The sequence below is a fragment of the Nocardioides gilvus genome (assembly GCF_003194605.1).
Classification (GTDB): Bacteria; Actinomycetota; Actinomycetes; order Propionibacteriales; family Nocardioidaceae; genus Nocardioides; species Nocardioides gilvus.
Genome location: NZ_QHKY01000002.1, coordinates 606,335 through 626,444 on the forward strand (window position 1 = coordinate 606,335; position 20,110 = coordinate 626,444).

Genomic DNA, 20,110 nt, shown 5'->3' on the forward strand with positions numbered 1-20,110 from the left:
ATTCCGTGCACGTTTCGTCGGCACGGCGTCTCACTCCCGGAGACCTCGGCACGTGTCCCTACCGGCCCGCCTCTTGAGCCGTTACCGTCGGGCAACTTCTCGCCCACCTCAGGAGCAGGCTGCATGCCGAAGGTCCGCGCACTTCCCGTCCTCAGCACGTTGACCGCTGCGGGCCTCGCCCTCAACGCGCGCAACCTGCGCGGACGGGCGCTCAACCTGTCCGCGCTCACGCCGGTGACTGCCGGCACCGTCGACACCGACGGCTGGCGCGTCATCGCTGCGACCGGAGTCGAGCTGCACCCCGACACGCTCCCCGCAGCCGTGGCCTGGGCGACCGAGCACGACATGGACGCCCTCGACCTGGTCCCCGCCGACCTGCCGGTCGCCCGGGCGCTGGAGCTGCTCGGTCAGGTGGACCCGGCGAAGTACCGCAGTGACCCGTTGACCCAGGGGCGCACGGCCGGACATGCCCTGGTCGTCCGCGAGGAGGTTGCCGAGCGCGCCGGGGTGCCCACGGGTCCGGTCTCGCCCGCGGCGCTGATCGACGCCGTACGTCAACTGAAGCGGTTCGCTCCGCGCAGCAGCGACCTCGTGGTGGCCTGGGCCGAGCGCGCCGTCGACCTGTCGCCCGACGAGCAGCTGGAGGCGCAGCGTACGTTCTTCGACCGCTACGGCACGATCAACCTGACGGCCTTCGCCGCCCAGATGGCCGTGCTCGGCGCGGGCGCGCTGACGTCGCGGCGCACAGGTCTGGCCGCGTTGGCTGCCTACGAACTGCAGCCGGCGCTCGTGCTGCGCGGCAAGCCGGGTGGTCTGGCGCCGCGTGACCTGGCCCGACAGAGCGCCACCCGCTGGGTGCGCGAGGTCGGACGCCTGGCCGGGCTGCTGCGTGCAGAGGCCCCGCGGGCGCGGTCCCTCGAGCTGTCCGACGCACTTCGCCCCGAGTACGCGGCAGAGATCGCCCTGGGGACCGACCGCTTCTTCGAGGCGCCGGTGGACAAGTGCCGGTGGTGTGGCTCGACGGAGCTCAGCTGCCTGCTCACCACGCCCGACCTGATCCAGCACAAGCCGGGCACCTTCCGGCTCGACGAGTGCGGCAGTTGCGGCCACGTCTTCCAGAACCCGCGCCTCTCGCCCGAGGGCCTCGACTTCTACTACAAGGACTGTTACGACGGCTTCGGCGGCAGCGAGATGGAGCGACTCTTCGCCTCCGAGCGGTCCGAGTACGAGGGCCGCGCCGCCATGGTGCACGCCGTCGATCCCTCCCCCGAGCGGTGGCTGGACGTGGGCAGCGGGCACGCGCACTTCTGCCTGATCGCGCGCGACCAGTTCCCCGAGACCTCCTTCGAGGGCCTCGACCTGGGCGACGTGATCGACGAGGCCGCTGACCGTGGCTGGATCGACCGCGCCTACCGGGGTCAGTTCCCCGACGTCGCCCCCGAGCTCGCTGGCCAGTTCGACGTGGTGAGCATGCACCACTATCTCGAGCACACCCGCGAGCCTGCCGAGGAGCTCGACGCCGCCGTGACCGCGCTCCGGCCCGGTGGCCTGCTGATGATCGAGGTGCCTGACCCGGAGTCGCCGACGGGGCGTGTCCTGGGCCGCTACTGGATGCCGTGGCTCCAGCCCCAGCACCAGCAGTTCATCTCGATCGGTCGACTGGAGGAAGCCCTGGTGGAGCGCGGCTTCACCGTGCTGGACCGTTATCGCGCCAAGCCGGTCCCCGGTCTCGACACCGTGGCCGCCGGTTGGTTCGCCGCCGGTCACGTGGTGCCGCGTCCCTGGATGCCGTGGCGACGTCGTCCCACGGTGGCCGACCGGGCGGCACGGGTCGCGACGCTGGCAGCAGCGATCCCGGCGACCACGGCCGCTGCGCTCGTGGCCCAGGTGAGCGGCCCGAAGGGCGAGGACACTCCCGGCAGCGCGTTCCGGGTGCTGGCCCGCCTGGACGGCCCGACGGCCCCGATCACCCAGTAGCCCTCATGGCTGAACGACCGGACGGGGACGTCGACGCCTTCGAGGCCGAGCGACCTCGCCTGGTCGCCCTGGCGACCCGCATGCTGGGCGACCACGCCGAGGCCGAGGACGTCGTCCAGCAGGCGTGGTTGCGTCTGGATCGGGTCGCGGAGGCCGTCGACTCGCTGCCCGCCTGGCTGACCACGGTGACCTCGCGGCTCTGCCTGGACCGGCTCAAGTCGCGTACGCCCCGACCCGACGGAGAGATCACCGAAGACCACCTGCTCGCGGGCTCGCCGCTCGGCTCAGGCGTCTCGACGACGCCCGCCGATCCCGCTGACCACGCCGCGCTGGCAGATGCCGTCGGCGCCGCGCTGCACGTGGTGCTCGACCGCCTCACCCCGAGCGAACGGGTCGCCTTCGTGCTCCACGACAGCTTCGGCTTCGAGTTCTCGACGATCGCTGCCGTGCTCGACACGACACCGGGCGCAGCCCGCAAACTGGCCTCGCGGGCCCGTGCGAAGGTGGCGCAACCGGCCGCCGCCGACGCACTCGCCGAGTGGGAGGTCGTCGATGCCTTCATGGCTGCGGCGCGCGAGGGAGACTTCGCCCGGCTGCTCACCCTGCTCGCCCCCGACGCGGTCGTACGCGCCGACGAGGCCGCCGCCGAAGCCGGCACGCCTGCGCACATCGACGGACGCGACGACGTGGCGGCCTTCTTCAACGGCTCGGCCCACGCCGCCCTCCCGGTCTTCGTCGCAGACGCCCCCGGCTCGGCGTGGTTCCACCGCGGCGAGGCCAGGGTGGTCTTCGACTTCACGGTCGCCGACGGGCGGGTGCAGGCGATCACCTTCCGCGCCGACCCGGAGACCTTGACCCGGGTCGTACGCCGCGACGGAGGAGCCCGTCGGCCCTGAGCACCGAGAAGACCCGGTCACATCCGGACAGTGCCGATCGTCAACGGAGCAGAGACAGAGCAGAGAACCGATCCACGGAGGAATCACCATGAAGACCATGACCTGCCAGCAGCTCGGCGGCCCCTGCGACCTGGCACACCGCGGCGAGACTGCCGATGACGTGATCGCCGCCCAGGACAAGCACCTCAAGACCATCGGCGACGAGGCGCACGAGCCCGCCCGCAAGGACATGAAGGGTCGCTGGTTGCACCCCAAGAAGTCGCTCGGGTGGTACCGCGACATGCAGCAGGCGTTCGCCGACCTGCCCGAGGACTGACCCGGGGGAGCAGGGCGTGGGGTCACGCCGCCTAACCTCGTCGCGTGACCTCACAGCAGTGGACCAACGGACTGATCGCGGTGGTGATCGGCTCCATCGTGGCCGTCCTGCTGCTCGTGCCGGTCGCTGCCGTCCTCTACCGGCGTCGCGGCGAGATGACCTTCGGCGCGCTGGTGGTGCTGCTCGCGGCGGGGGTCTACGGGGTCGCGCTGTGGACGTACACGCTGGTGCCCTTCCCGGCCACCGTCGACTACACGTGCGCCAGCCCGATCCTCGAGCCCTTCCAGTCCTTCCGGGAGTTGCGCGCCAACGGCGTACGCACCCCGCAGCTCCTCGCCTCCAACGCCTACTTCTGGCAGACCGCCCTCAACGTCGCCCTCTTCGTGCCGTTCGGCTACTTCGTACGTCGCGTGCTGGGCGGAGGCATCTTCGTCGCAGCGGTCATGGGGTTCACCACCTCGCTGCTCATCGAGGCCACCCAGCTGACAGGCGTGTGGGGCATCTTCCGTTGCGCCTACCGCTTCTTCGAGCTCGACGACCTGATGACCAACACCGCAGGTGCCGTGATCGGTTCGATCCTCTCGATCGCCCTGGTGAGCGGTCGCTCGGGGGGGACGGGGCGCGTTCCCGCCCGGCCCGCGCACGTCACCCTCGGCCGGCGCTGGATGGGCCTGGTCTGTGACCTGCTGTGGACCGTGGGCACCAGCGTCGCGGTGAGCGTCGCCTTCCGGGTCTGGCACCAGTACGGCCCCGGCGACGAGGCCGCTCTCGGGGGGCGCCTGGAGGCGTGGCTCGGCTGGACGGTGGCGGCCGCCCTTCAGGGGCTCGTGGTGATCGGAGCGGGACGCACCCTGGGTGAGTGGACGGTCGCGCTGCGCACGGAGGCGCTGCGACCGAGGCTGGTGCTCCTCAGTCGCCTCGGCAAGTACGTGCTCGGCGTGGGCGGCTTCATTGCGCTGGCGGCCTGGGACGGACCCGCGTGGGCCCTGCCGGCGTTTCTCGTCGTCACGGTGCTGGGCACGCTGCCACCAGGTCACGTGGGCCTGTCGAACTGGCTCGCCGGACTGCGATTGCGCACCTGAGGGAACTGGTCCGCGCGAGGGGGTTTACGCGAGCCCTGATTCGGGTGCAGTCTCAGTCTTGGTCGGGACCCTCCCGGTCATTCTCGGGAGGTGGAGCAGTGAAGAGAAGACTGACGATCGTGGCGTCAGTGCTCATGGCAGCCAGCTTGCTGGCGCCCGTGGGAGCCACTCAGGCAGCACCCGCCGGCAAGGACCGTGGTGGTCCTTCCCCTGGTTCGTACACCCCGCCCGCGCCCGACTGGGGCGAATGCACGACGCCGCGGCTGGTGAGCGCCGGCGCCGAGTGCGCCTTGGTCGACGTCCCGCTCGACTGGGACCGTCCGCGCGGAGAGAAGATCCAGATCGCGGTCAGCCGCGTGCTCCACACTGACCCTGACTACAAGGGCATGATCGCGGTCAACCCCGGCGGCCCCGGTGGCTCCGGCCTGATCTACTCCGTGCTCGGCGGCGCGATCCCCGACGGCGTCGGAGCCAAGTACGACTGGTACGGCTTCGACCCGCGCGGCGTCGGCAGCAGCGTCCCGGCGCTGAGCTGCGACCCCGACTACGCCGGCGCCGGCTACGACCGGCCCAACTACGTGCCGAAGCGTCTGGCCGATCTCCGCTGGTGGAAGAAGACCACTGAGGGGTACGCCCGGGCGTGCGGCAGGTCGGCGGCCAAGGAGCTCCTGCCGCACATGCGTACGGAGGACGCGGCGCGTGACCTCGATGCCATCCGCGCGGCGGTGGGCCAGAAGAAGCTGAACTACTACGGCTTCTCCTACGGCACCTACCTCGGTCAGGTCTACGCCACCCTCTTCCCGAAGCGGGTCGGCAACTTCGTCTGGGACGGCGTCCTCGACGCGAAGAAGGCCTTCTACGAGGCGAACCTCGAGCAGAACGTGCAGTTCGACAAGAACCTCGACACGTACTTCAAGTGGTTGGCCGACAACGACGCGGCCTTCGGCCTCGGCACTGACTGGCGTGAGATCAAGCGGGGCTACTACCGCCTCCGCAAGCAGCTCGACCGGCAACCTGCGGCCGACGGCCGGCTCGGGCCCGACGAGTTGGACGACTCGATGCTCAGCGCTGCCTACTACGTCTACGGCTGGGTCGAGATCGGTCAGGCCTACGCGACGCTCGTCAACACCGGTGACGGCGATGAGCTGCTGTCGTTCTACGGCGGCCCGGGTGACGACAACGGCTACGCCGTCTACAACGCCGTGCAGTGCACCGACGCTCCGTGGCCCGGTTGGCGCAAGACCAAGTGGGACGCGTGGATGCTGCACCGCAAGTACCCGTTCCTGACCTGGGGCAACACCTGGTACAACGCCCCGTGCCTGACCTGGCCCGCACGGTCGGGCAAGCAGTTCAAGGTGAACGGCTCGAAGGTGAAGTCGCCCATCCTGATGATCGGTGAGACCTACGACGCCGCCACCGTCTTCAGCGGTGCGCTGGCGACGCGCAAGCGGTTCCGGACGTCGTACCTGATCGAGGGCGTGGGTGGCACCACCCACTCGGGCTCGCTCTCCGGGATCGCGTGCGTCGACGACACCGTCGCGTCGTTCCTCGACACCGGGGTCCTGCCCGAGCGCAAGCGCGGCCGCAACCGCAGTGACCAGCTCTGCGAGCCGGTGCCCGCTCCCGACGCGCCCGCGCCCGCGGGTCTGCGCAGCTCGGCACCTTCGACGGCGCCCGAGGGTGTCAGCGACCGCATGCCGGCGGACCTGCGTGAGGGCCTCGAGCAGGCCCAGTCGTCCAGGCGGTGATCGCGGGTCGGTGAAGAACGCTGCCCGGTGGGCGGTGGTGGGGGCGTCGACCATCGGGTCGGCGCCCCCCCTTCAGGCCTGTTCGCGCCGTTCGTGCAGCCGCTGCTGGGCCTCGGGCAGGAAGGCCAGGCAGGGAGCTTCGGCGTCGGGGTGCTTCTCGACCAGGTGGAAGATCCAGCGGTCCATGGCCGCCATGAAACCGTTGTCGCCGCCCGTACGGTAGACCGACCACGGTCGGTCGCCAGCCGACACGCACTGGGTGCAAGCGATCTTGTAGACGAACTGCTGGTCCTGGTCGAGATCGATCTTGACGCGGGCCAGGGGGCCGGCCTGGAGACCCGCCTTCTTCTCCCGCGCGGTACGGCTCGCCGTCATGGGTGCTCCTCTGCGTTGGTGCGTTGCAGCCTACGGCCGGGACGGGGTTGCGCGGTGGTCGGGCAGGACGCCGAACGCCCACCGTCAGCGGGGCTGACGGTGGGCGTTCGGATGATCGTGACGAGTCGGCTACTTCTTGGAGTGGCCGGGAGGAGCGGGCTTCACGGGCTTGGCGGGCGGGGCGGGCTTGGTGGGCTTGGGACCGTGAGCGTGGCCCTTGCCCGGCTTGGGGCCGTGAGCGTGGCCCTTGCCCGGCTTGGGGCCGTGCGCGTGGCCCTTACCTGGCTTGGGGCCGTGCGGGGTCCCGGGCGACGTGACGGGCGGCTCCGGGTCAACCGGCTCCTCCGGGTCGACGGGCTCTTCGGGGTCGACCGGCTCTTCAGGGTCGACCGGCTCTTCAGGGTCGACCGGCTCCTCGGGGTCGGTCGGCGCTGGGGGCAGCGCGACCGTGAACATGGTGTTCCCGGTCGAGCCGGGCTCGCGACCGGCGAAGTGGAGGGTGTCGTCGGCGAAGGTCATGGCGGTGACGAAGAAGAGGTCGAACTCTCCGCCCTGCCACACGGTCGTGACCGTCCTGGCGGACACGTCGATGCGGCTGACGGCGAGGTTGGAGTCGAGGACGTACAGGTGACCGTCGTCGCCGGGCGCGGCCCGCGACATGTAGGTGCCTTCACCCAGGGGAATGCTGGAGAAGGAGGTGCCGTCGAAGAGGGCCACCTCCTCGTCGATGGCGAACGCGATGCCGTGCTCGGTCGAGATGACCCGTTGGGCGTCGACGTTTGGCAACCAGCCGCCGGCCGGCGTCGCGACGGGGGCCTCGGACCAGACGCCGTCGCGGTACTGGAGCATCGGCTGCGCGGCCCCGCGGATTCCCTGGGTCGCAGCGGCGTACAGGGTGTCGCCGTGGGTGGCCCCCCAGTAGAACCGCTCGTATCCGTCGTAGTCAGCCGCGGTCTCGGGCGCCTGGTAGCTCACGGTCCAGTCGGTCAGGCCGTCGGCCGACTTCCAGATCGTCGCTGCGGCCTGGACGGTGCCTGCCTGCCCGTACGTGGAGGTGCGGGCGGAGCCGAAGAGGAACCACTCGTCGCCCAGCTTGGCCATGTCGAAGACGTGGATCACGTCGGGGATGGGCTCGCCGTCATACCCCCACTGGCCCGACGCGTTGGTGACGTAGGGCTGGTCGGCGTCGAGGGTGGTCGGGTCGACGTTGGGGGCGTACAGGTCGCCGTCGATCTCACGGAAGACCTTGACCTCCTCGGTCGTGTAGCCCGACATCTCGAGGAGGTGCTGGCCACTCGCCGGGTCGTACGAACCGATGTCCGTCCCGTCCAGGACGGGCAGGGTCCCGGAGTTGGCGTCGTAGTCACCGTGGCCGACGAAGACGCGACCGTCGTGCGGGAAGAGGGTGTCGACGGTGCGCCCGCTGGGGTTCAGCTCAGTGTTGGCGATCTGCCAGCCGCCGGGGTGGTGGAGCAGCGGTTCAGTGCTGACTGCGGCGTCGTCCGCCGTGGCGGAGACCGTGCCGATGAGGAGACCGGCCGCGACCAGTGTCGTCACGCTGAATCCGGCGATGAGGGGGGAGAGGAGAGTTTTGGGGGTGCGCATGCGCGTCGCTTTCTGCCCAGTACGGGAGGGAATGATCTCGCAGGTCGGGGGGCCCGAGAGTGGGAAACCTGGCCACATGGTGTACCCGAAATGGCATACCCCATGTTGGGTACACATCGTGCACCGAAGTGGCGACCCGTTGCAGTCGATTGGCGAGACTCCCGGCATTTTTCGATGGTGAGTCGCAGCCTGGCGTTCACCTGCGAAGGTGATGCGTGCGTGTGGGTTGCCGACGCCGGTAGCGTCAGGACCACACCGACCCGCCAACCGAGGAGCCCTTCGTGGACCTGTTCGACATCGACGACACCCAGACCATGCGTCGCGAGGAGGCTGCTGCCAAGTTGCGCGACCTGGCGGACTCCCTGGACCGCCACAACTCGGTCGAGTTCAACCGCCACGGCAAGAAGTTCACCGTCAGCGTCCCTGACGAGGTGAAGCTGAAGATCGAGGTCGAGCTGGGCGAGGAGAACGAGGTCGAGATCGAGCTCACCTGGTGACCATTGCGTGACCCTCGGGGGGCATGTCCCGTGCGGGTCGGCGACCCCAGTTGCGTGCGCGGCTCAGGCGGCGCGTCTGGGGTCGCCGCAGGTACGTGATCAGCGCTTCACTGTGGATCAGTCGCGCTGGACGACGCAGGACTCACGCCAGGTGTCGTTCACCTTGTGCCAGCCACGGGCGTCGAACTCCTTCCACCAGTACCACTGCCCGGTGCGGGCGGCCCTCCGACAGTGGATTTCCTCATTGGTGCGGACGTAGACCTGGTCGATGTCCTTGCAATACTTCGACGACTGCTCCCCCTCTGCCACGCGGCGCTCGGAGTTCGGATCACCGTAGTTGCACCGGACGATGATTGGTGCGTCGTAGCCGTTGTCCTCTACGTGGTTCAGCCACCCACAGGTGACGTTGTAGTCGCAGGTGGGGGCGGCAGCTGTCGGGGAGGCGCTGAAGGTCAGGAGTCCTCCGATCAGCAGCACCAGGGCGGAAAGCGTCGCCGTGAGGGTCTTCTTCATCGGTGGTTCCCTTGCTCGGTGTGTGGGCAAACTGATTCAGGGTAGCGATTTCCGGAGGGCCGCGTCGTAGACACCGGTGACGGTGAAACCCGGTCGAACGGGGTCCGAACCAGCGACGATGCGGGGGGGGGGGGCGCAGAACTTTTCTGACGAGGTGTCCACAGATGCCAAACCGAGCGCCAGACCTCGGTGCGTGCGATCCCGACGCTTGCGTGGGGTTGTTGGATGGGCGGGTGCTGAGAGCCCGACACCAGTTCCGCGAAACCTGGACCGTCGCTGCACCACCCGAGGAGGTGGCTGCAGTGCTGGGAGACCTGGAGTTCTATCCGCAGTGGTGGCCGCAAGTGGTGGCCGTGGCGGCGTTGGGTGAGGATCGTGCGCGGGTGCTGTGCCGCTCCCGGCTGCCCTACACGCTCGATCTGGTCCTGACGGCCGTCACCCGCCGGGCGCCGACGCTGCGCGTCGACGTGGAGGGCGACCTCGTGGGCCATGTGCGCTTCGACCTGGTCGAGGAGGGGCTTCGTACGCGCCTCGACTTCCACCAGGACGTGACGGTCAGCGGTTGGCTGGCACTCGCCTCACAGGTGGGGCGCCCGGCGCTGCACTGGAACCATGCGCAGATGATGCGCGGCTGCCGCGAGGGTCTGGCCGCGCGCCTGGGCTGACCCCGGCTCATCGGCGCCATCCGGCGGGGTGGGTCATTCCATTTGCTGGAACGCTATTGCAGAGAATATATCATCGCGTAAGGTGACCCAAGTCTCACCCGGCGCTCGGGCGCAGGTCCACCCACCCATCACCGACATCCGCAGACCGATCACCTCGATCGGGTCGCTGAGGAGCATCCGTGAGAGAAGAATCGTCGGCAGTGACGACAGCGCCACCAGTCGAGTCACTGACCACCACGAAGTCGTTTGCTGCGCCCGGTGCCTTCCGCGCGCTGCAGCCCCTACCGAGTGAGGTCACTCGATGAGCGCCCACCGCAGGTCCGCACCTGCCTCCCGTACCTTCATGAAGCGCCTCGGAGCAGGCTTGCTGTTGGGGGGCCTGGTCATGAGTGCCGGGCCCGTCGGTCTGGCAACTGCCCAGGCGCCTTCGACCGGCACCGTGTCTGCTGCTGCGGCAGCGCCGATGGCCGTCACCGGCGACATCGAGTGCACCTACTCGTCGTGGACGCTGCCGTACGCCCCGACTGTCACTGCGGTTGCCGCCGACGGTGAGGTCCGGGTGGACATGAGTGACTTCCCCGGAATCGCTGGTCCGCCGCCGTTCGTGACGGTGAGCAAGGTCGTTGCGACCGCGACCGCCACCTACGGTGGCGAGGAGATCACCCTGACCGGCACGCAGACCATCGACCCGGCGACCCCGTTGTCGGGTGGTTTCGCCGTGCCGACGATGGCGGCCGATCGTCCTACCGGGATCGACGGTGGTCAGCTGAGGATCACCGGGTTCAACCTGACGGCCACGGCGATGCGCTCGGATGCTGCGATTCCGTGCACCGTGGCGGAGCCGATCGTCGTCGACGTCACTCCGGAGAACGAGCCCGAGCCCGAGCCGGTGGCACCGATCGAGTGCACCTACTCGTCGTGGACGTTGCCCTTCGACCCGACGATCACCGCTGAGGGTGCTGACGGTCGGGTGAACGTGAGCATGAGTGACTTCCCCGGGATCGCTGGTCCGCCGCCGTTCGTGACGGTGAGCAAGGTCGTTGCGACCGCGACCGCCACCTACGGTGGCGAGGAGATCACCCTGACCGGCACGCAGACCATCGACCCGGCGACCCCGTTGTCGGGTGGTTTCGCCGTGCCGACGATGTCGGCCGAGCGTCCTGGTGACACCAACGGTGGCCAGCTGAGGATCACCGGGTTCAGTCTGACGGCCACGGCGATGCGCTCGGATGCTGCGATTCCGTGCACGGTGGCGGAGCCGATCGTCGTCGACGTCACTGCTGAGCCAATCGTCGACCCGACCGACCCCACGGACCCGACCGATCCCACGGACCCGACCGATCCCACGGACCCGACGGACCCCACGGACCCGACCGACCCGACCGATCCCACGGAACCGACCGATCCCACGGACCCGACGGACCCCACGGACCCGACCGACCCGACCGATCCCACGGACCCCACGGATCCCACGGACCCGACGGATCCCACGGACCCGACGGACCCGACCGAGCCTGTGACCATCCAGTGCGCGTACCAGAGCTGGACCCTGCCCTTCACTCCGACCGTTTCAGCCGCGGTTGACGGCGGCCAGGTCAGCATGGAGATGGGTTCCTTCCCCGGTATCGACGGTGTCCCGTCGTTCGTGACGGTGAGCAAGGTGACTGCTGGACTGCGCGGTACGTTCGGTGGTCAGGCCATCGTGCTCAATGGTGAGCGCGACATCGCCCCGGCGACGCCGCTGGCCAATGGCTTCCCCCTGCCGACCCTGTCCGGCGCTGTGCCGGCTGGAGCCGAGGGTGCCCAGTTGGTCATCACCGAGATGGACCTCTCCCTGGTCGCGTTCGGAATGGACACCGAGATCCCCTGCGTCATGGACGAGCCGATCGTGATCTCCCTGGACGCACCCACGGACCCCACGGACCCGACAGACCCGACGGACCCAACCCACCCGACGGACCCAACCGACCCGACGGACCCGACGGACCCGACGGACCCGACGGATCCGACCGACCCGGTCGACCCGACGGAGCCGAGTGGCCCGGTGCTGATCCAGTGCACGTACGCCGACTGGACTCTTCCCTTCACCGCGGAGGCGGTGGCTGTGAATGACGGCACCCGTATCAGCGTGGAGCTGGGTGACTTCCCGGGCATCGATGGTGTTCCTGCGTTCGTGACCATGAGCAGCGTCTCGGCCACCGCCACCGGTACCTACGGCGGCCAGGCCATCACGATGAGCGGCACCCAGGAGATCAGCCCTGCGGCGCCGTTGGCGGCTGGCTTCACCGTGCCGACCATGTCGGCGGAGGTGCCTGCGAATGCTGCGAGCGACTGGTTGACGATCTCTGGCTTCGATCTCTCGATGACGGCAATGGGCATGGCCACGGAGATCCCGTGCACCCTGACCGACCCGATCATCGTGAGCGCCGCTGCCGCTGAGCCGACCGATCCGACGGACCCCACGGACCCCACGGACCCGACGGACCCGACGGACCCGACGGATCCCACGGACCCCACGGACCCCACGGACCCGACGGACCCCACGGACCCGACGGATCCCACGGATCCCACGGACCCCACGGACCCGGTCGAGGACGACAAGGACAAGGACGACAAGGAGAAGGACGACGCCGACGACGACAAGGGAGGCGTCGGCAGCGGGGGCACCACCCTGCCGCGTACCGGTGCCGGTCAGGCCCTGTTCGCCATGGGCCTCTGGGGCGCCCTGCTCGCCCTGGGCGGTGCTGCGGTGCTGTTCTGGATGCCCCGCCGCACTCGGAGCGTCTGATCATCTGAGCGCTGTCGAGCTCTGAAACGTGAGGGAGTCCCGCCGGGAGGTGGGGCTCCCTCACGCGTTGACCACCCACGTACGCAGGCGTCAGTGCGTTGATCAGCGGGTCTAGGCTGAAGCCACACTGAAGTCAGCTGAGGAGACGTCCATGCTGGACACCCGCGCCCTGGTCGCCACCGGCCGCCCTGCTCGCTACGGCAAGCAGCTCACCAACCACCTGGGCCGCAAGCTCGGGGGCGAGTGGGACGAGTCGGAAGAGACCGGCTGGGTCGTGCTCGGGGAGGGCCGCCTCACCCTCGCCGCGGGGCAGGACGAGCTCGTCCTCGACCTGAAGGCTCCGGCCGCAGATCTGGCCCGGCTCGAAGAGGTCGTCGGGCGTCACCTGGTGAAGTTCGGTGCCCGCGACGACCTCGTCTGCGCGTGGACCCGGGGAGACGGCTCCGAGGGCACCCGTCAGGTGATGGAGACCGAGCCCGTCGAGAGCTGATGCGCCTTTCCGCGCGAGAGGCGGGGAGCACTCAGGCCTTGCGCCCCCTGATCGCTGCGGCGACCGCCTGGGGCACGTCCGGGTCGAAGACCGACGGGATGATGAAGAACGGGTTCAGTTCCTCGTCGGAGACGCAGCCGGCGATCGCCTCGGCCGCGCTCAGCAACATGTCGACGGTGATCTCGCTGGCGCGGGCGTCGAGCAGTCCCCGGAAGACCCCGGGGAAGGCGAGCACGTTGTTGATCTGGTTCGGGTAGTCCGAACGCCCCGAGGCAACCACTGTGGCGTAGTCGTTGGCGGCCGCCGGGTCGACTTCCGGGTCGGGGTTCGCGAGCGCGAAGACGATCGACTCCTCCGCCATCTCCGCGATCCAGGCGGGCTCGAGGATGCGGGGCGCCGACACCCCGATGAAGGCGTCCGCCCCCTGCAGGGCGTCTCGCAGGGTCCCGGTGACCCCCCGGGGGTTGGTGCTGGCAGCGAGCACCTCCTGGCTCGGGGTGAGGCCCTCGAGTCCGGGGACCAGGCAGCCCACCCGGTCGGAGACCACGATGTCGCCCGCACCCGCTGCGGCCAGCAGAGTCACGATCGCGGTGCCGGCTGCGCCCGCACCGGAGACGACGATGCGGCTTTCGGAGATCGGTTTGCCGATGCACCGCAGGGCGTTGAGCATCGCTGCCAGGACGACGATCGCGGTGCCGTGCTGGTCGTCGTGGAAGACCGGGATGTCGAGCCGTTCACGCAGTTGACGTTCGATCTCGAAGCAGCGAGGCGCAGCGATGTCCTCGAGGTTGATGCCACCGAAACCGGGAGCGATGCGCACCACCGTCTCGACGATCTCGTCGACGTCCTGGGTGTCGAGGCAGATCGGCCACGCGTTGATGTCGGCGAACCGCTTGAACAGCGCCGCCTTCCCCTCCATCACGGGCAGCGCGGCCCCGGGGCCGATGTTGCCCAGCCCCAGGACGGCGGATCCGTCGGTCACCACGGCGACCGAGTTGCCCTTCATGGTCAGGCGCCAGATGTCCTCGGGGTGGCGGGCCAGCGCGGCCGAGACCCGACCCACGCCGGGCGTGTAGGCCAGCGAGAGGTCGTCGCGGGTTTTCAGCGGAACCCGGGAGGTGACCTCGATCTTGCCGCCCAGATGGGCCAGGAACGTCCGGTCGGAGACCTTGTGGACGGTCACGCCGACGATCTCCTTCACCGCAGCCACCACGATCTTGGAGTGGTCGGCGTCCGAGGAGGAGCAGGTCACGTCGACGGTGAGGCGGTCGTGGCTGGACTCGGCCACGTCGATACCGGTCACCACTCCTCCCTCAGCCGAGATCGTGGTGGCGATCCGACCCACCACCGCGTGGTCGGGGACGGTGTGGAGGCGCATCGTGATCGAGTACGAGGAGGTCGTCGCGCCGCTGGAGGTGGGGGAGTTCATCGGGCCTTCCTGGGGGGTCAGGGAAGCCGCCGATCGCCGAGTGTCACTGCGTTTGATCACTGCGTTTGATCACTGCGATCCGGAGGCGTCGCGCTCAACCCTACGCCTCGGCGAAGGAGCCTCCGAGAGCGCAATGGTGCGCCGCAGTGGACCGCCTTCAGTCGAGCTGCTTCTCCTTGCGGGTGAAGAAGCCGCCGGCGAAGAGAGCCGCCAGGACGAGCACCGGCTGGAAGAAGAGGCGTACGAGCCGCTTCCGGTCGGTGTCGAGGCCGAAGGCGTCCGTGCCCTCGAGGTACTGGCCGATGTTGCCGGGGAAGATCACCACGAAGAAGGCCGCCAGCAGGCCACCGAAGAGACGCTTGTGCTTGGGGAGCGCGACGAGACCGGCACCCAGCGCGATCTCCACGACACCGGAGCCGAGCACCGTCAGGTCGTCGTCGAGGGGGAACCAGTCCGGCACCTGTGCCTGGAACTCTTCGCGCTGCGTGGTCAGGTGCATGACGCCGGCCCCGACCATGGCGGAGCCGAGCAGGATGCGGACGGCGGTACGCGGCAATGAGGTCATGGAGGTGAGCGTACGGGCGCTCGCAAGCAGCGTGGATTCGTCGGAGAGTTGCTCGGTCCTGTGTCCCACTCGAGCATTCCTTCCCGCGCGGCACGCGCCCCACGCTGCGTGCCGTCTGGCCGGGCCCCATCAGTGTGCCGAAGGTGGAGGGTGCCGAGTACCGGATCGAGGTCGACGGCGAGCCTCTCGAGATCCTCCCCTGACCCCTCGTTGGCCGCGCCAATCGATCGGATTTCCTCCACGATCCGCAGGACATCCGACACCTGTGGGGGTTACCGTGCCGAAATGCGCCGAACCATCTCGCGGGCCTCCCTCGTCGTTCTCTCCCTGGTTGCCTCCGCGTTGATCGCGCCGGCCAGCACCGCGGCCGCTCCGCCCCACGAGCCGATCTGGGACAAGGGAGCCGGGGGTGAGCGCTACGTCGCCTTCGGTGACTCCTTCGTCTCCGGTCCCGGGATCGCGCCGCAGCGCCCCGGCCCGTGCGTACGCAGTGAGAAGAACTTCCCGACGTTGGTGGCCGAGGAGTTCAAGGTCACCTCCTACATCGACGCCAGTTGTGGAGGTGCGGAGACCAAGCACCTCACTGAGGCCCAGACCAGCCTCGGCGGAAACGCCCCGCAGCTCGACGCGCTGTCGGCCGACACCACACTCGTCACCTTCGGCACGCTCGGCGGCAATGACCTGGGTCTGGTCCAGCTGGCGGTCGGGTGCGCCACCACAGACTGCGTGCCACCGGCGGGGACCGACCCCAACGCTGGCCGGCTCGAGGCGGTCCGTCAGGCGATGACCGCGGGCCTGGCAGCGGCCAGGAAGCGCGCGCCCCGGGCCGAGATCTACGTCATCGGCTACGGCACGTACCTGCCCGAGGGCGGATGCCCCGCTGCGTTCGGCAACGCACTCACGCCCGAGGAGTTCGACTACGTGCAGGGCGAGATCGACCGGCTCTCCGACGTCCTCGAGCAGGTCGCCGCTGCCCAGGGCGTCGGTTTCATCGACCAGCGCGAGGTGCCCGGCGCTGCTGAGCACACGGCCTGCGCGCCGCCTCAGGAGCAGTGGATCCGGGCCTTCGAGACGTACGGCGACGGGGTCCCGCTGCACCCCTCCACCGCCGGCATGGTCGCCATCGCCGACCACGTGGTCGCCAGCATCCGAGCAGCCCGTGAGGCAGCGACGCCCCAGCCGACGCCGAAGCCCACCCGCGCCGAGCGTCTGAAGAAGTTGAGGGCCAAGGCCAGGACGGCACAGTTCACGGCCACGTGCCACCGAGGCGGCCGCATCCTGAAGCCCAGGGTCACCCGGGGTGGGGGAGCCATCACCAAGGTCGTCTTCAAGGTAGGGAGGAAGACGGTCGGCGTCGACCGGACCGCACCCTGGGCGGTCAAGGTGAACGCCGCGAAGATCAGGAAGAGCAAGGGCAAGCAGTACCGGGGCAAGGTGCACGCGGTCATCACCTTCCGCGACGGCTCGCTCTCGATCAAGCGCTCGCGGACCAAGGCCCGCCCGAGTTGCCTTAAGGCTGCGCCCGTCGGCGTGGTCTGGAAGTGATTGCTACCCGGCTCGTGTGACCCACAAGCCGGTGACTGGGTGAGACCGAGGCGGCTCAGGTGAGCCAGGGACAGACCAGGTCGCGGGTCTGCAGGTGCTGACGCTGGCGCCGGTCCGATCGGCGCCGGTGCGGCTCGGCCACGCTCTCGCCCGGTCGCAGGATCGGCACCGTCGGGGTCTGGAGCAGCTCCTCACGGGCGGCGTCCAACTCGATGGTGACGTCGTACGCCCCGTGCCCGTTGGGTTCGGTCTCGAGCGGTCCGAGGCGTCGCAGCATCGCCAGGGAGGCGTCGTTGTCGCTGGCGACCTCGGTGATCACCCGGGTGACCCCCACAGGCCGGCGCGCGACGAGCACGCCGAGCAGTGCGGAGGCGACACCGCGGCCCTGCCAGGCGTCCTTGACGGTGACCGCCAGATCGGCGGCGTCCGGTTGGTCGTCGTAGCGCACGATCCGGGCGATCGCGATGGGGTCGTACGTGCCGGGGGAGGTCTCGGCCGACAGCACGAGCGCGATGTGGTCGACGCCGTCCACGTCGTCGACGAGGTGGTCCAGCATGGTGTCGGTGAGGTGGGCCATCGGAGTGAGGAATCGCTGGCGACGGCTCTCGGGTGAGAGCTCCTCGAAGGCCTGGGCCAGGTTCTCGCGGTCCGACGGCTTCAGGTCGACGATCCAGGCGTCGGTCCCGTCGCGGAGGCTGACCTGTTCAAGCACGCGGTGCTCCCGACCTCATGGATGTGACGCGCATCACGCACGCCTTCATGCAAGCAGCCTAGGGCTCGCAGCCCCCCGGTGCACCCGTCCGCGTCCACACCGTGGCCCACGATGGGCCCTCCGTCGGTGCGCGATGGGAGGATGGCGCTCTGTCGTGACGAGAAGGAGTTGGGTGTGGAACTGCGTCAGCGCATCGCCGAACGACGTGGCGGAGCCGTGCTCTTCGGGATGACGCCGCCCCGGTCGGGGACCTCGCCCGAGGGCGTACGTCAGGTCGCCGAGCGCACGATGGAGCGCCTGGAGTCCCTCGACCTCGACGGCATCATCCTGTACGACATCGACGACGAGTCCGACCGCAACCCCACCGAGCGCCCGTTCCCCTACTCCGCGACCCTCGACCCGGCCAAGTTCGTCGAAGAGCTCGACGGCTGGAAGAAGCCGGTCATCATCTACCGCTGCGTGGGCAAGTACACGCCCGACGACCTCGGATCGTGGCTCGGTGACCAGGACCCGGAGCGGGTGCTCAGCGTCTTCGTCGGGGCCTCCTCGCGCCAGAAGGACGTCGCTGTCACGCTTCCCCAGGCCCAGGAGCTGCGCCGGACGGTGCAGCCCGACCTGCTCCTCGGCGGGGTCGCCATCCCCGAACGCCACGTCACCCGCGGTGACGAGCACGAGCGGCTGCTCAGCAAGCAGCAGGCCGGCGCCAGCTTCTTCGTCACCCAGGTCGTCTACGACGTCAACGCCGCCAAGGACCTGCTCTCCGACTACCACTACGCCTGCCAGGCCGCCGAGATCGCACCGGTCCCGGTGATCTTCACGCTGTCGGTGTGTGGCTCGCTCAAGACGCTCGAGTTCCTGGAGTGGCTGGGCGTCAACGTGCCCCGGTGGGTGCGCAACGACCTGCGCCACTCGGCCGACACGCTGCAGCAGTCGTACGACCAGTGCCTGGCCACCGCCGACGAGCTGATCGCCTTCTCCGACCGCCTCGGTCTGCCGATCGGCTTCAACATCGAGTCCGTCGCCATCCGCAAGGCCGAGATCGAGGCGTCGGTCGAGCTGGCCGCCGAGGTACGGGGACGTCTCGAGATCCAGCGCGAGTTCTGACCTCCTCGCGCGTCCTGTCGCCCGCGGCCTCAGTGCGGGGGAGGATTCGCGCATGAGCGATGCCACTTCCGACCCTGACTGGGCCGACCCTGACTGGGCCGAACCTGATCGGGCCGACTTCTCGACCTACGTCATCGAGACCCCCTCCAGCGCCGGGATCGCCCGCGCGCGCGAGGTCGCCGAGCAGTGGTTGCCCGCCTTCCTGGCAGGCAGGCGCGCTGCTGACGAGTTGTACGTCGAGGGGGCCTCGACCTGGCACAACATCGGCGAGCGGGAGGTCGAGATCCAACGCACCCCGTCGCGCACCCGGGCCGTCGACTCCGGCGCGGACCTGCGGGTGGTCGACGTACGGGTGAAGGTCTTCGACGGCGGGTGGGTCTTCCAGGGCACGACCGTCGGCACCAACGCTGCCGGCGGCGCGGTCCGCGTGCCGGTCTGTCTGGTGGTCACCCTGCGCGACGGCCGGATCGCACGCTTCGAGGAGTATGCCGACTCCCGCGCCGCCGAGGCGCTCCTCGCGACCTGAGCCCTCCAGCGGCTCGCACGAAGGTCGGCAAGTGATGACAGTCACAGGTAACTGGTTTACTGTGACAGTTCTGCTGTCACCGTTGTGCGGAGTGCCGCGCTGTCCCCCAGGAGTGCCCATGCCCGAGAGGCCGTCCATCTACGAGACCGAGCACGAGGACTTCCGCAGCACCGTCCGGTCGTTCCTCGAGCGCGAGGTCGTGCCCTTCCACGACCAGTGGGAGAAGGACGGACAGGTCGACCGTGAGGTGTGGCGCAAGGCCGGCGCGGCAGGGCTGCTCTGCCTCGACGTCGACGAGGAGTACGGCGGCGCGGGCGTGGCCGACTTCCGCTACACCTCGGTGCTCGCCGAGGAGACCATCCGGGCCGGCGCCAGCGGACTCGGTTTCGGGCTGCACAGCGACATCATCGTCCCCTACATCTCCACCCTCGGGACACCCGAGCAGAAGCAGCGGTGGCTGCCCGGACTCGTCAGTGGCGAGACGATCTCGGCCATCGCGATGACCGAGCCTGGCGCCGGTTCCGACCTGCAGGGCATCGTCACCCACGCCGTGGACAAGGGGGACCACTACGTCCTCAACGGCTCGAAGACCTTCATCTCCAACGGCATCCTGTCCGACCTCGTCGTTGTGGTCGCCAAGACGGATCCCGACGCCGGTCACCAGGGCATCAGCCTGCTCGTGGTCGAGCGCGGGATGGAGGGCTTCACCCGTGGACGCAACCTCGACAAGATGGGGCTCAAGGCCCAGGACACCGCCGAGCTCTTCTTCGACGACGTCGTCGTGCCCAAGGAGAACCTCCTCGGCGAGGTCGGTGGGGGTTTCATCCACCTCATGCAGAACCTGCCCCAGGAGCGGGTATCGATCGCGGTGATCGCGGTCGCCGCGATGGAGCACGTGATGGACCTGTCGCTGGCCTACGCGAAGGAGCGCAAGGCGTTCGGCCGTCCGATCGGCGTCTTCCAGCACAACCGCTTCATGCTCGCCGAGATGGCCACCGAGGTCCACATCGCCCGGGTCTTCGTCAACGACTGCATCATGAAGTTGAACGCCGGCGAGGTCGACGCGAGCCTGGCGTCGATGGCGAAGTGGTGGACCACCGAGCTGCAGAAGAAGTTCGTTGACCAGGGCGTCCAGCTGCACGGTGGCTACGGCTACATGATGGAATACCCGATCGCCAAGGCCTTCCTGGACAGTCGCATCCAGACCATCTACGGCGGCACCACCGAGATCCAGAAGGAGATCATCGGCCGGATGCTCGGCGTCTGACCCCCCCTTC

At 69.0% G+C, this 20,110-nt stretch carries 19 protein-coding genes; 13 read left to right on the plus strand and 6 right to left on the minus strand.

What is annotated here, in order from left to right; genetic code table 11:
* Nucleotides 1-123 precede the first annotated feature (123 nt).
* The 5 genes from DNK52_RS08205 (at nucleotide 124) to DNK52_RS08225 (ending at nucleotide 6,019) form a co-directional block, all read left to right on the plus strand.
* On the plus strand, nucleotides 124-1,977 hold the full coding sequence (locus DNK52_RS08205) for a class I SAM-dependent methyltransferase (protein WP_110240467.1): 1,854 nt from the start codon (nucleotides 124-126) through the stop codon (nucleotides 1,975-1,977).
* A gap of 5 nt (nucleotides 1,978-1,982) precedes the next feature.
* Nucleotides 1,983-2,873, plus strand: coding sequence for a sigma-70 family RNA polymerase sigma factor (locus tag DNK52_RS08210; RefSeq protein WP_110240468.1), 891 nt, complete (start codon nucleotides 1,983-1,985; stop codon nucleotides 2,871-2,873).
* 88 nt (nucleotides 2,874-2,961) lie between these two features.
* Complete coding sequence (locus DNK52_RS08215) at nucleotides 2,962-3,189, plus strand: hypothetical protein (protein ID WP_110240469.1); 228 nt, start codon at nucleotides 2,962-2,964, stop codon at nucleotides 3,187-3,189.
* A gap of 44 nt (nucleotides 3,190-3,233) precedes the next feature.
* Nucleotides 3,234-4,271 carry a VanZ family protein gene (locus DNK52_RS08220; RefSeq protein WP_110240470.1) on the plus strand — a complete coding sequence of 346 codons (1,038 nt, stop codon included), beginning with the start codon at nucleotides 3,234-3,236 and terminating at the stop codon, nucleotides 4,269-4,271.
* 98 nt (nucleotides 4,272-4,369) lie between these two features.
* Entirely contained in the window at nucleotides 4,370-6,019 is a 1,650-nt protein-coding gene (locus DNK52_RS08225; protein ID WP_162598690.1) for an alpha/beta fold hydrolase, read from the plus strand.
* Nucleotides 6,020-6,091: 72 nt separating this feature from the next.
* Here the strand turns inward: DNK52_RS08225 and DNK52_RS08230 are convergent, their stop codons facing one another.
* The gene (locus DNK52_RS08230; protein ID WP_110240472.1) at nucleotides 6,092-6,394 is read right to left on the minus strand and encodes a hypothetical protein; all 303 of its coding nucleotides are present in this window, start codon (nucleotides 6,392-6,394) and stop codon (nucleotides 6,092-6,094) included.
* A gap of 129 nt (nucleotides 6,395-6,523) precedes the next feature.
* On the minus strand, nucleotides 6,524-7,999 hold the full coding sequence (locus DNK52_RS16140; RefSeq protein WP_204163439.1) for a hypothetical protein: 1,476 nt from the start codon (nucleotides 7,997-7,999) through the stop codon (nucleotides 6,524-6,526).
* A gap of 281 nt (nucleotides 8,000-8,280) precedes the next feature.
* On the opposite strand from DNK52_RS16140, the gene DNK52_RS08240 reads away from it, so the two are divergent.
* Nucleotides 8,281-8,496, plus strand: a complete 216-nt coding sequence (locus DNK52_RS08240; RefSeq protein ID WP_204163440.1) for an amphi-Trp domain-containing protein — start codon at nucleotides 8,281-8,283, stop codon at nucleotides 8,494-8,496.
* Nucleotides 8,497-8,613: 117 nt separating this feature from the next.
* Here DNK52_RS08240 and DNK52_RS08245 read toward each other — a convergent pair whose 3' ends face one another.
* Entirely contained in the window at nucleotides 8,614-9,009 is a 396-nt protein-coding gene (locus tag DNK52_RS08245) for a hypothetical protein (RefSeq protein ID WP_110240473.1), read from the minus strand.
* Nucleotides 9,010-9,242: 233 nt separating this feature from the next.
* Here DNK52_RS08245 and DNK52_RS08250 point away from each other — a divergent pair, with 233 nt between their 5' ends.
* The 3 genes from DNK52_RS08250 (at nucleotide 9,243) to DNK52_RS08280 (ending at nucleotide 12,952) form a co-directional block, all read left to right on the plus strand.
* Nucleotides 9,243-9,674, plus strand: a complete 432-nt coding sequence (locus tag DNK52_RS08250; protein ID WP_239455456.1) for an SRPBCC family protein — start codon at nucleotides 9,243-9,245, stop codon at nucleotides 9,672-9,674.
* Between the two features lie 343 nt (nucleotides 9,675-10,017).
* A complete protein-coding gene (locus DNK52_RS16430) occupies nucleotides 10,018-12,462 on the plus strand; it encodes a hypothetical protein (protein WP_275426141.1) in 2,445 nt (814 codons plus the stop codon).
* A 151-nt stretch (nucleotides 12,463-12,613) separates the two neighbouring features.
* A complete protein-coding gene (locus DNK52_RS08280; RefSeq protein WP_110240477.1) occupies nucleotides 12,614-12,952 on the plus strand; it encodes a DUF2218 domain-containing protein in 339 nt (112 codons plus the stop codon).
* 31 nt (nucleotides 12,953-12,983) lie between these two features.
* Here DNK52_RS08280 and DNK52_RS08285 read toward each other — a convergent pair whose 3' ends face one another.
* Nucleotides 12,984-14,381 carry an NAD-dependent malic enzyme gene (locus DNK52_RS08285; protein ID WP_110240478.1) on the minus strand — a complete coding sequence of 466 codons (1,398 nt, stop codon included), beginning with the start codon at nucleotides 14,379-14,381 and terminating at the stop codon, nucleotides 12,984-12,986.
* 157 nt (nucleotides 14,382-14,538) lie between these two features.
* Nucleotides 14,539-14,946, minus strand: coding sequence for a DoxX family protein (locus tag DNK52_RS08290; RefSeq protein WP_110240659.1), 408 nt, complete (start codon nucleotides 14,944-14,946; stop codon nucleotides 14,539-14,541).
* 285 nt (nucleotides 14,947-15,231) lie between these two features.
* Between DNK52_RS08290 and DNK52_RS08295 the strand changes: the two genes are divergently transcribed.
* Entirely contained in the window at nucleotides 15,232-16,491 is a 1,260-nt protein-coding gene (locus tag DNK52_RS08295) for an SGNH/GDSL hydrolase family protein (RefSeq protein ID WP_110240479.1), read from the plus strand.
* Between the two features lie 55 nt (nucleotides 16,492-16,546).
* Here the strand turns inward: DNK52_RS08295 and DNK52_RS08300 are convergent, their stop codons facing one another.
* A complete protein-coding gene (locus DNK52_RS08300; RefSeq protein WP_110240480.1) occupies nucleotides 16,547-17,203 on the minus strand; it encodes a GNAT family N-acetyltransferase in 657 nt (218 codons plus the stop codon).
* 174 nt (nucleotides 17,204-17,377) lie between these two features.
* On the opposite strand from DNK52_RS08300, the gene DNK52_RS08305 reads away from it, so the two are divergent.
* From DNK52_RS08305 to DNK52_RS08315, 3 genes are all read left to right on the plus strand, one after another.
* Nucleotides 17,378-18,307 carry a methylenetetrahydrofolate reductase gene (locus DNK52_RS08305; RefSeq protein WP_204163444.1) on the plus strand — a complete coding sequence of 310 codons (930 nt, stop codon included), beginning with the start codon at nucleotides 17,378-17,380 and terminating at the stop codon, nucleotides 18,305-18,307.
* Between the two features lie 52 nt (nucleotides 18,308-18,359).
* Nucleotides 18,360-18,833, plus strand: a complete 474-nt coding sequence (locus DNK52_RS08310) for a nuclear transport factor 2 family protein (RefSeq protein ID WP_110240482.1) — start codon at nucleotides 18,360-18,362, stop codon at nucleotides 18,831-18,833.
* 118 nt (nucleotides 18,834-18,951) lie between these two features.
* The gene (locus DNK52_RS08315; protein WP_110240483.1) at nucleotides 18,952-20,100 is read left to right on the plus strand and encodes an acyl-CoA dehydrogenase family protein; all 1,149 of its coding nucleotides are present in this window, start codon (nucleotides 18,952-18,954) and stop codon (nucleotides 20,098-20,100) included.
* Nucleotides 20,101-20,110 lie beyond the last annotated feature (10 nt).

Bases quoted from the DNA above. Each gene is read 5' to 3' on its own strand.
- DNK52_RS08205 (WP_110240467.1), top strand. From the start codon at position 124: ATGCCGAAGGTCCGCGCACTTCCCGTCCTCAGCACGTTGACCGCTGCG.
- DNK52_RS08210 (WP_110240468.1), top strand. From the start codon at position 1,983: ATGGCTGAACGACCGGACGGGGACGTCGACGCCTTCGAGGCCGAGCGA.
- DNK52_RS08215 (WP_110240469.1), top strand. From the start codon at position 2,962: ATGAAGACCATGACCTGCCAGCAGCTCGGCGGCCCCTGCGACCTGGCA.
- DNK52_RS08230 (WP_110240472.1), bottom strand. From the start codon at position 6,394: ATGACGGCGAGCCGTACCGCGCGGGAGAAGAAGGCGGGTCTCCAGGCC.
- DNK52_RS16140 (WP_204163439.1), bottom strand. From the start codon at position 7,999: ATGCGCACCCCCAAAACTCTCCTCTCCCCCCTCATCGCCGGATTCAGC.
- DNK52_RS08245 (WP_110240473.1), bottom strand. From the start codon at position 9,009: ATGAAGAAGACCCTCACGGCGACGCTTTCCGCCCTGGTGCTGCTGATC.
- DNK52_RS16430 (WP_275426141.1), top strand. From the start codon at position 10,018: ATGAAGCGCCTCGGAGCAGGCTTGCTGTTGGGGGGCCTGGTCATGAGT.
- DNK52_RS08280 (WP_110240477.1), top strand. From the start codon at position 12,614: ATGCTGGACACCCGCGCCCTGGTCGCCACCGGCCGCCCTGCTCGCTAC.
- DNK52_RS08285 (WP_110240478.1), bottom strand. From the start codon at position 14,381: ATGAACTCCCCCACCTCCAGCGGCGCGACGACCTCCTCGTACTCGATC.
- DNK52_RS08290 (WP_110240659.1), bottom strand. From the start codon at position 14,946: ATGACCTCATTGCCGCGTACCGCCGTCCGCATCCTGCTCGGCTCCGCC.
- DNK52_RS08295 (WP_110240479.1), top strand. From the start codon at position 15,232: ATGCGCCGAACCATCTCGCGGGCCTCCCTCGTCGTTCTCTCCCTGGTT.
- DNK52_RS08310 (WP_110240482.1), top strand. From the start codon at position 18,360: ATGAGCGATGCCACTTCCGACCCTGACTGGGCCGACCCTGACTGGGCC.
- DNK52_RS08315 (WP_110240483.1), top strand. From the start codon at position 18,952: ATGCCCGAGAGGCCGTCCATCTACGAGACCGAGCACGAGGACTTCCGC.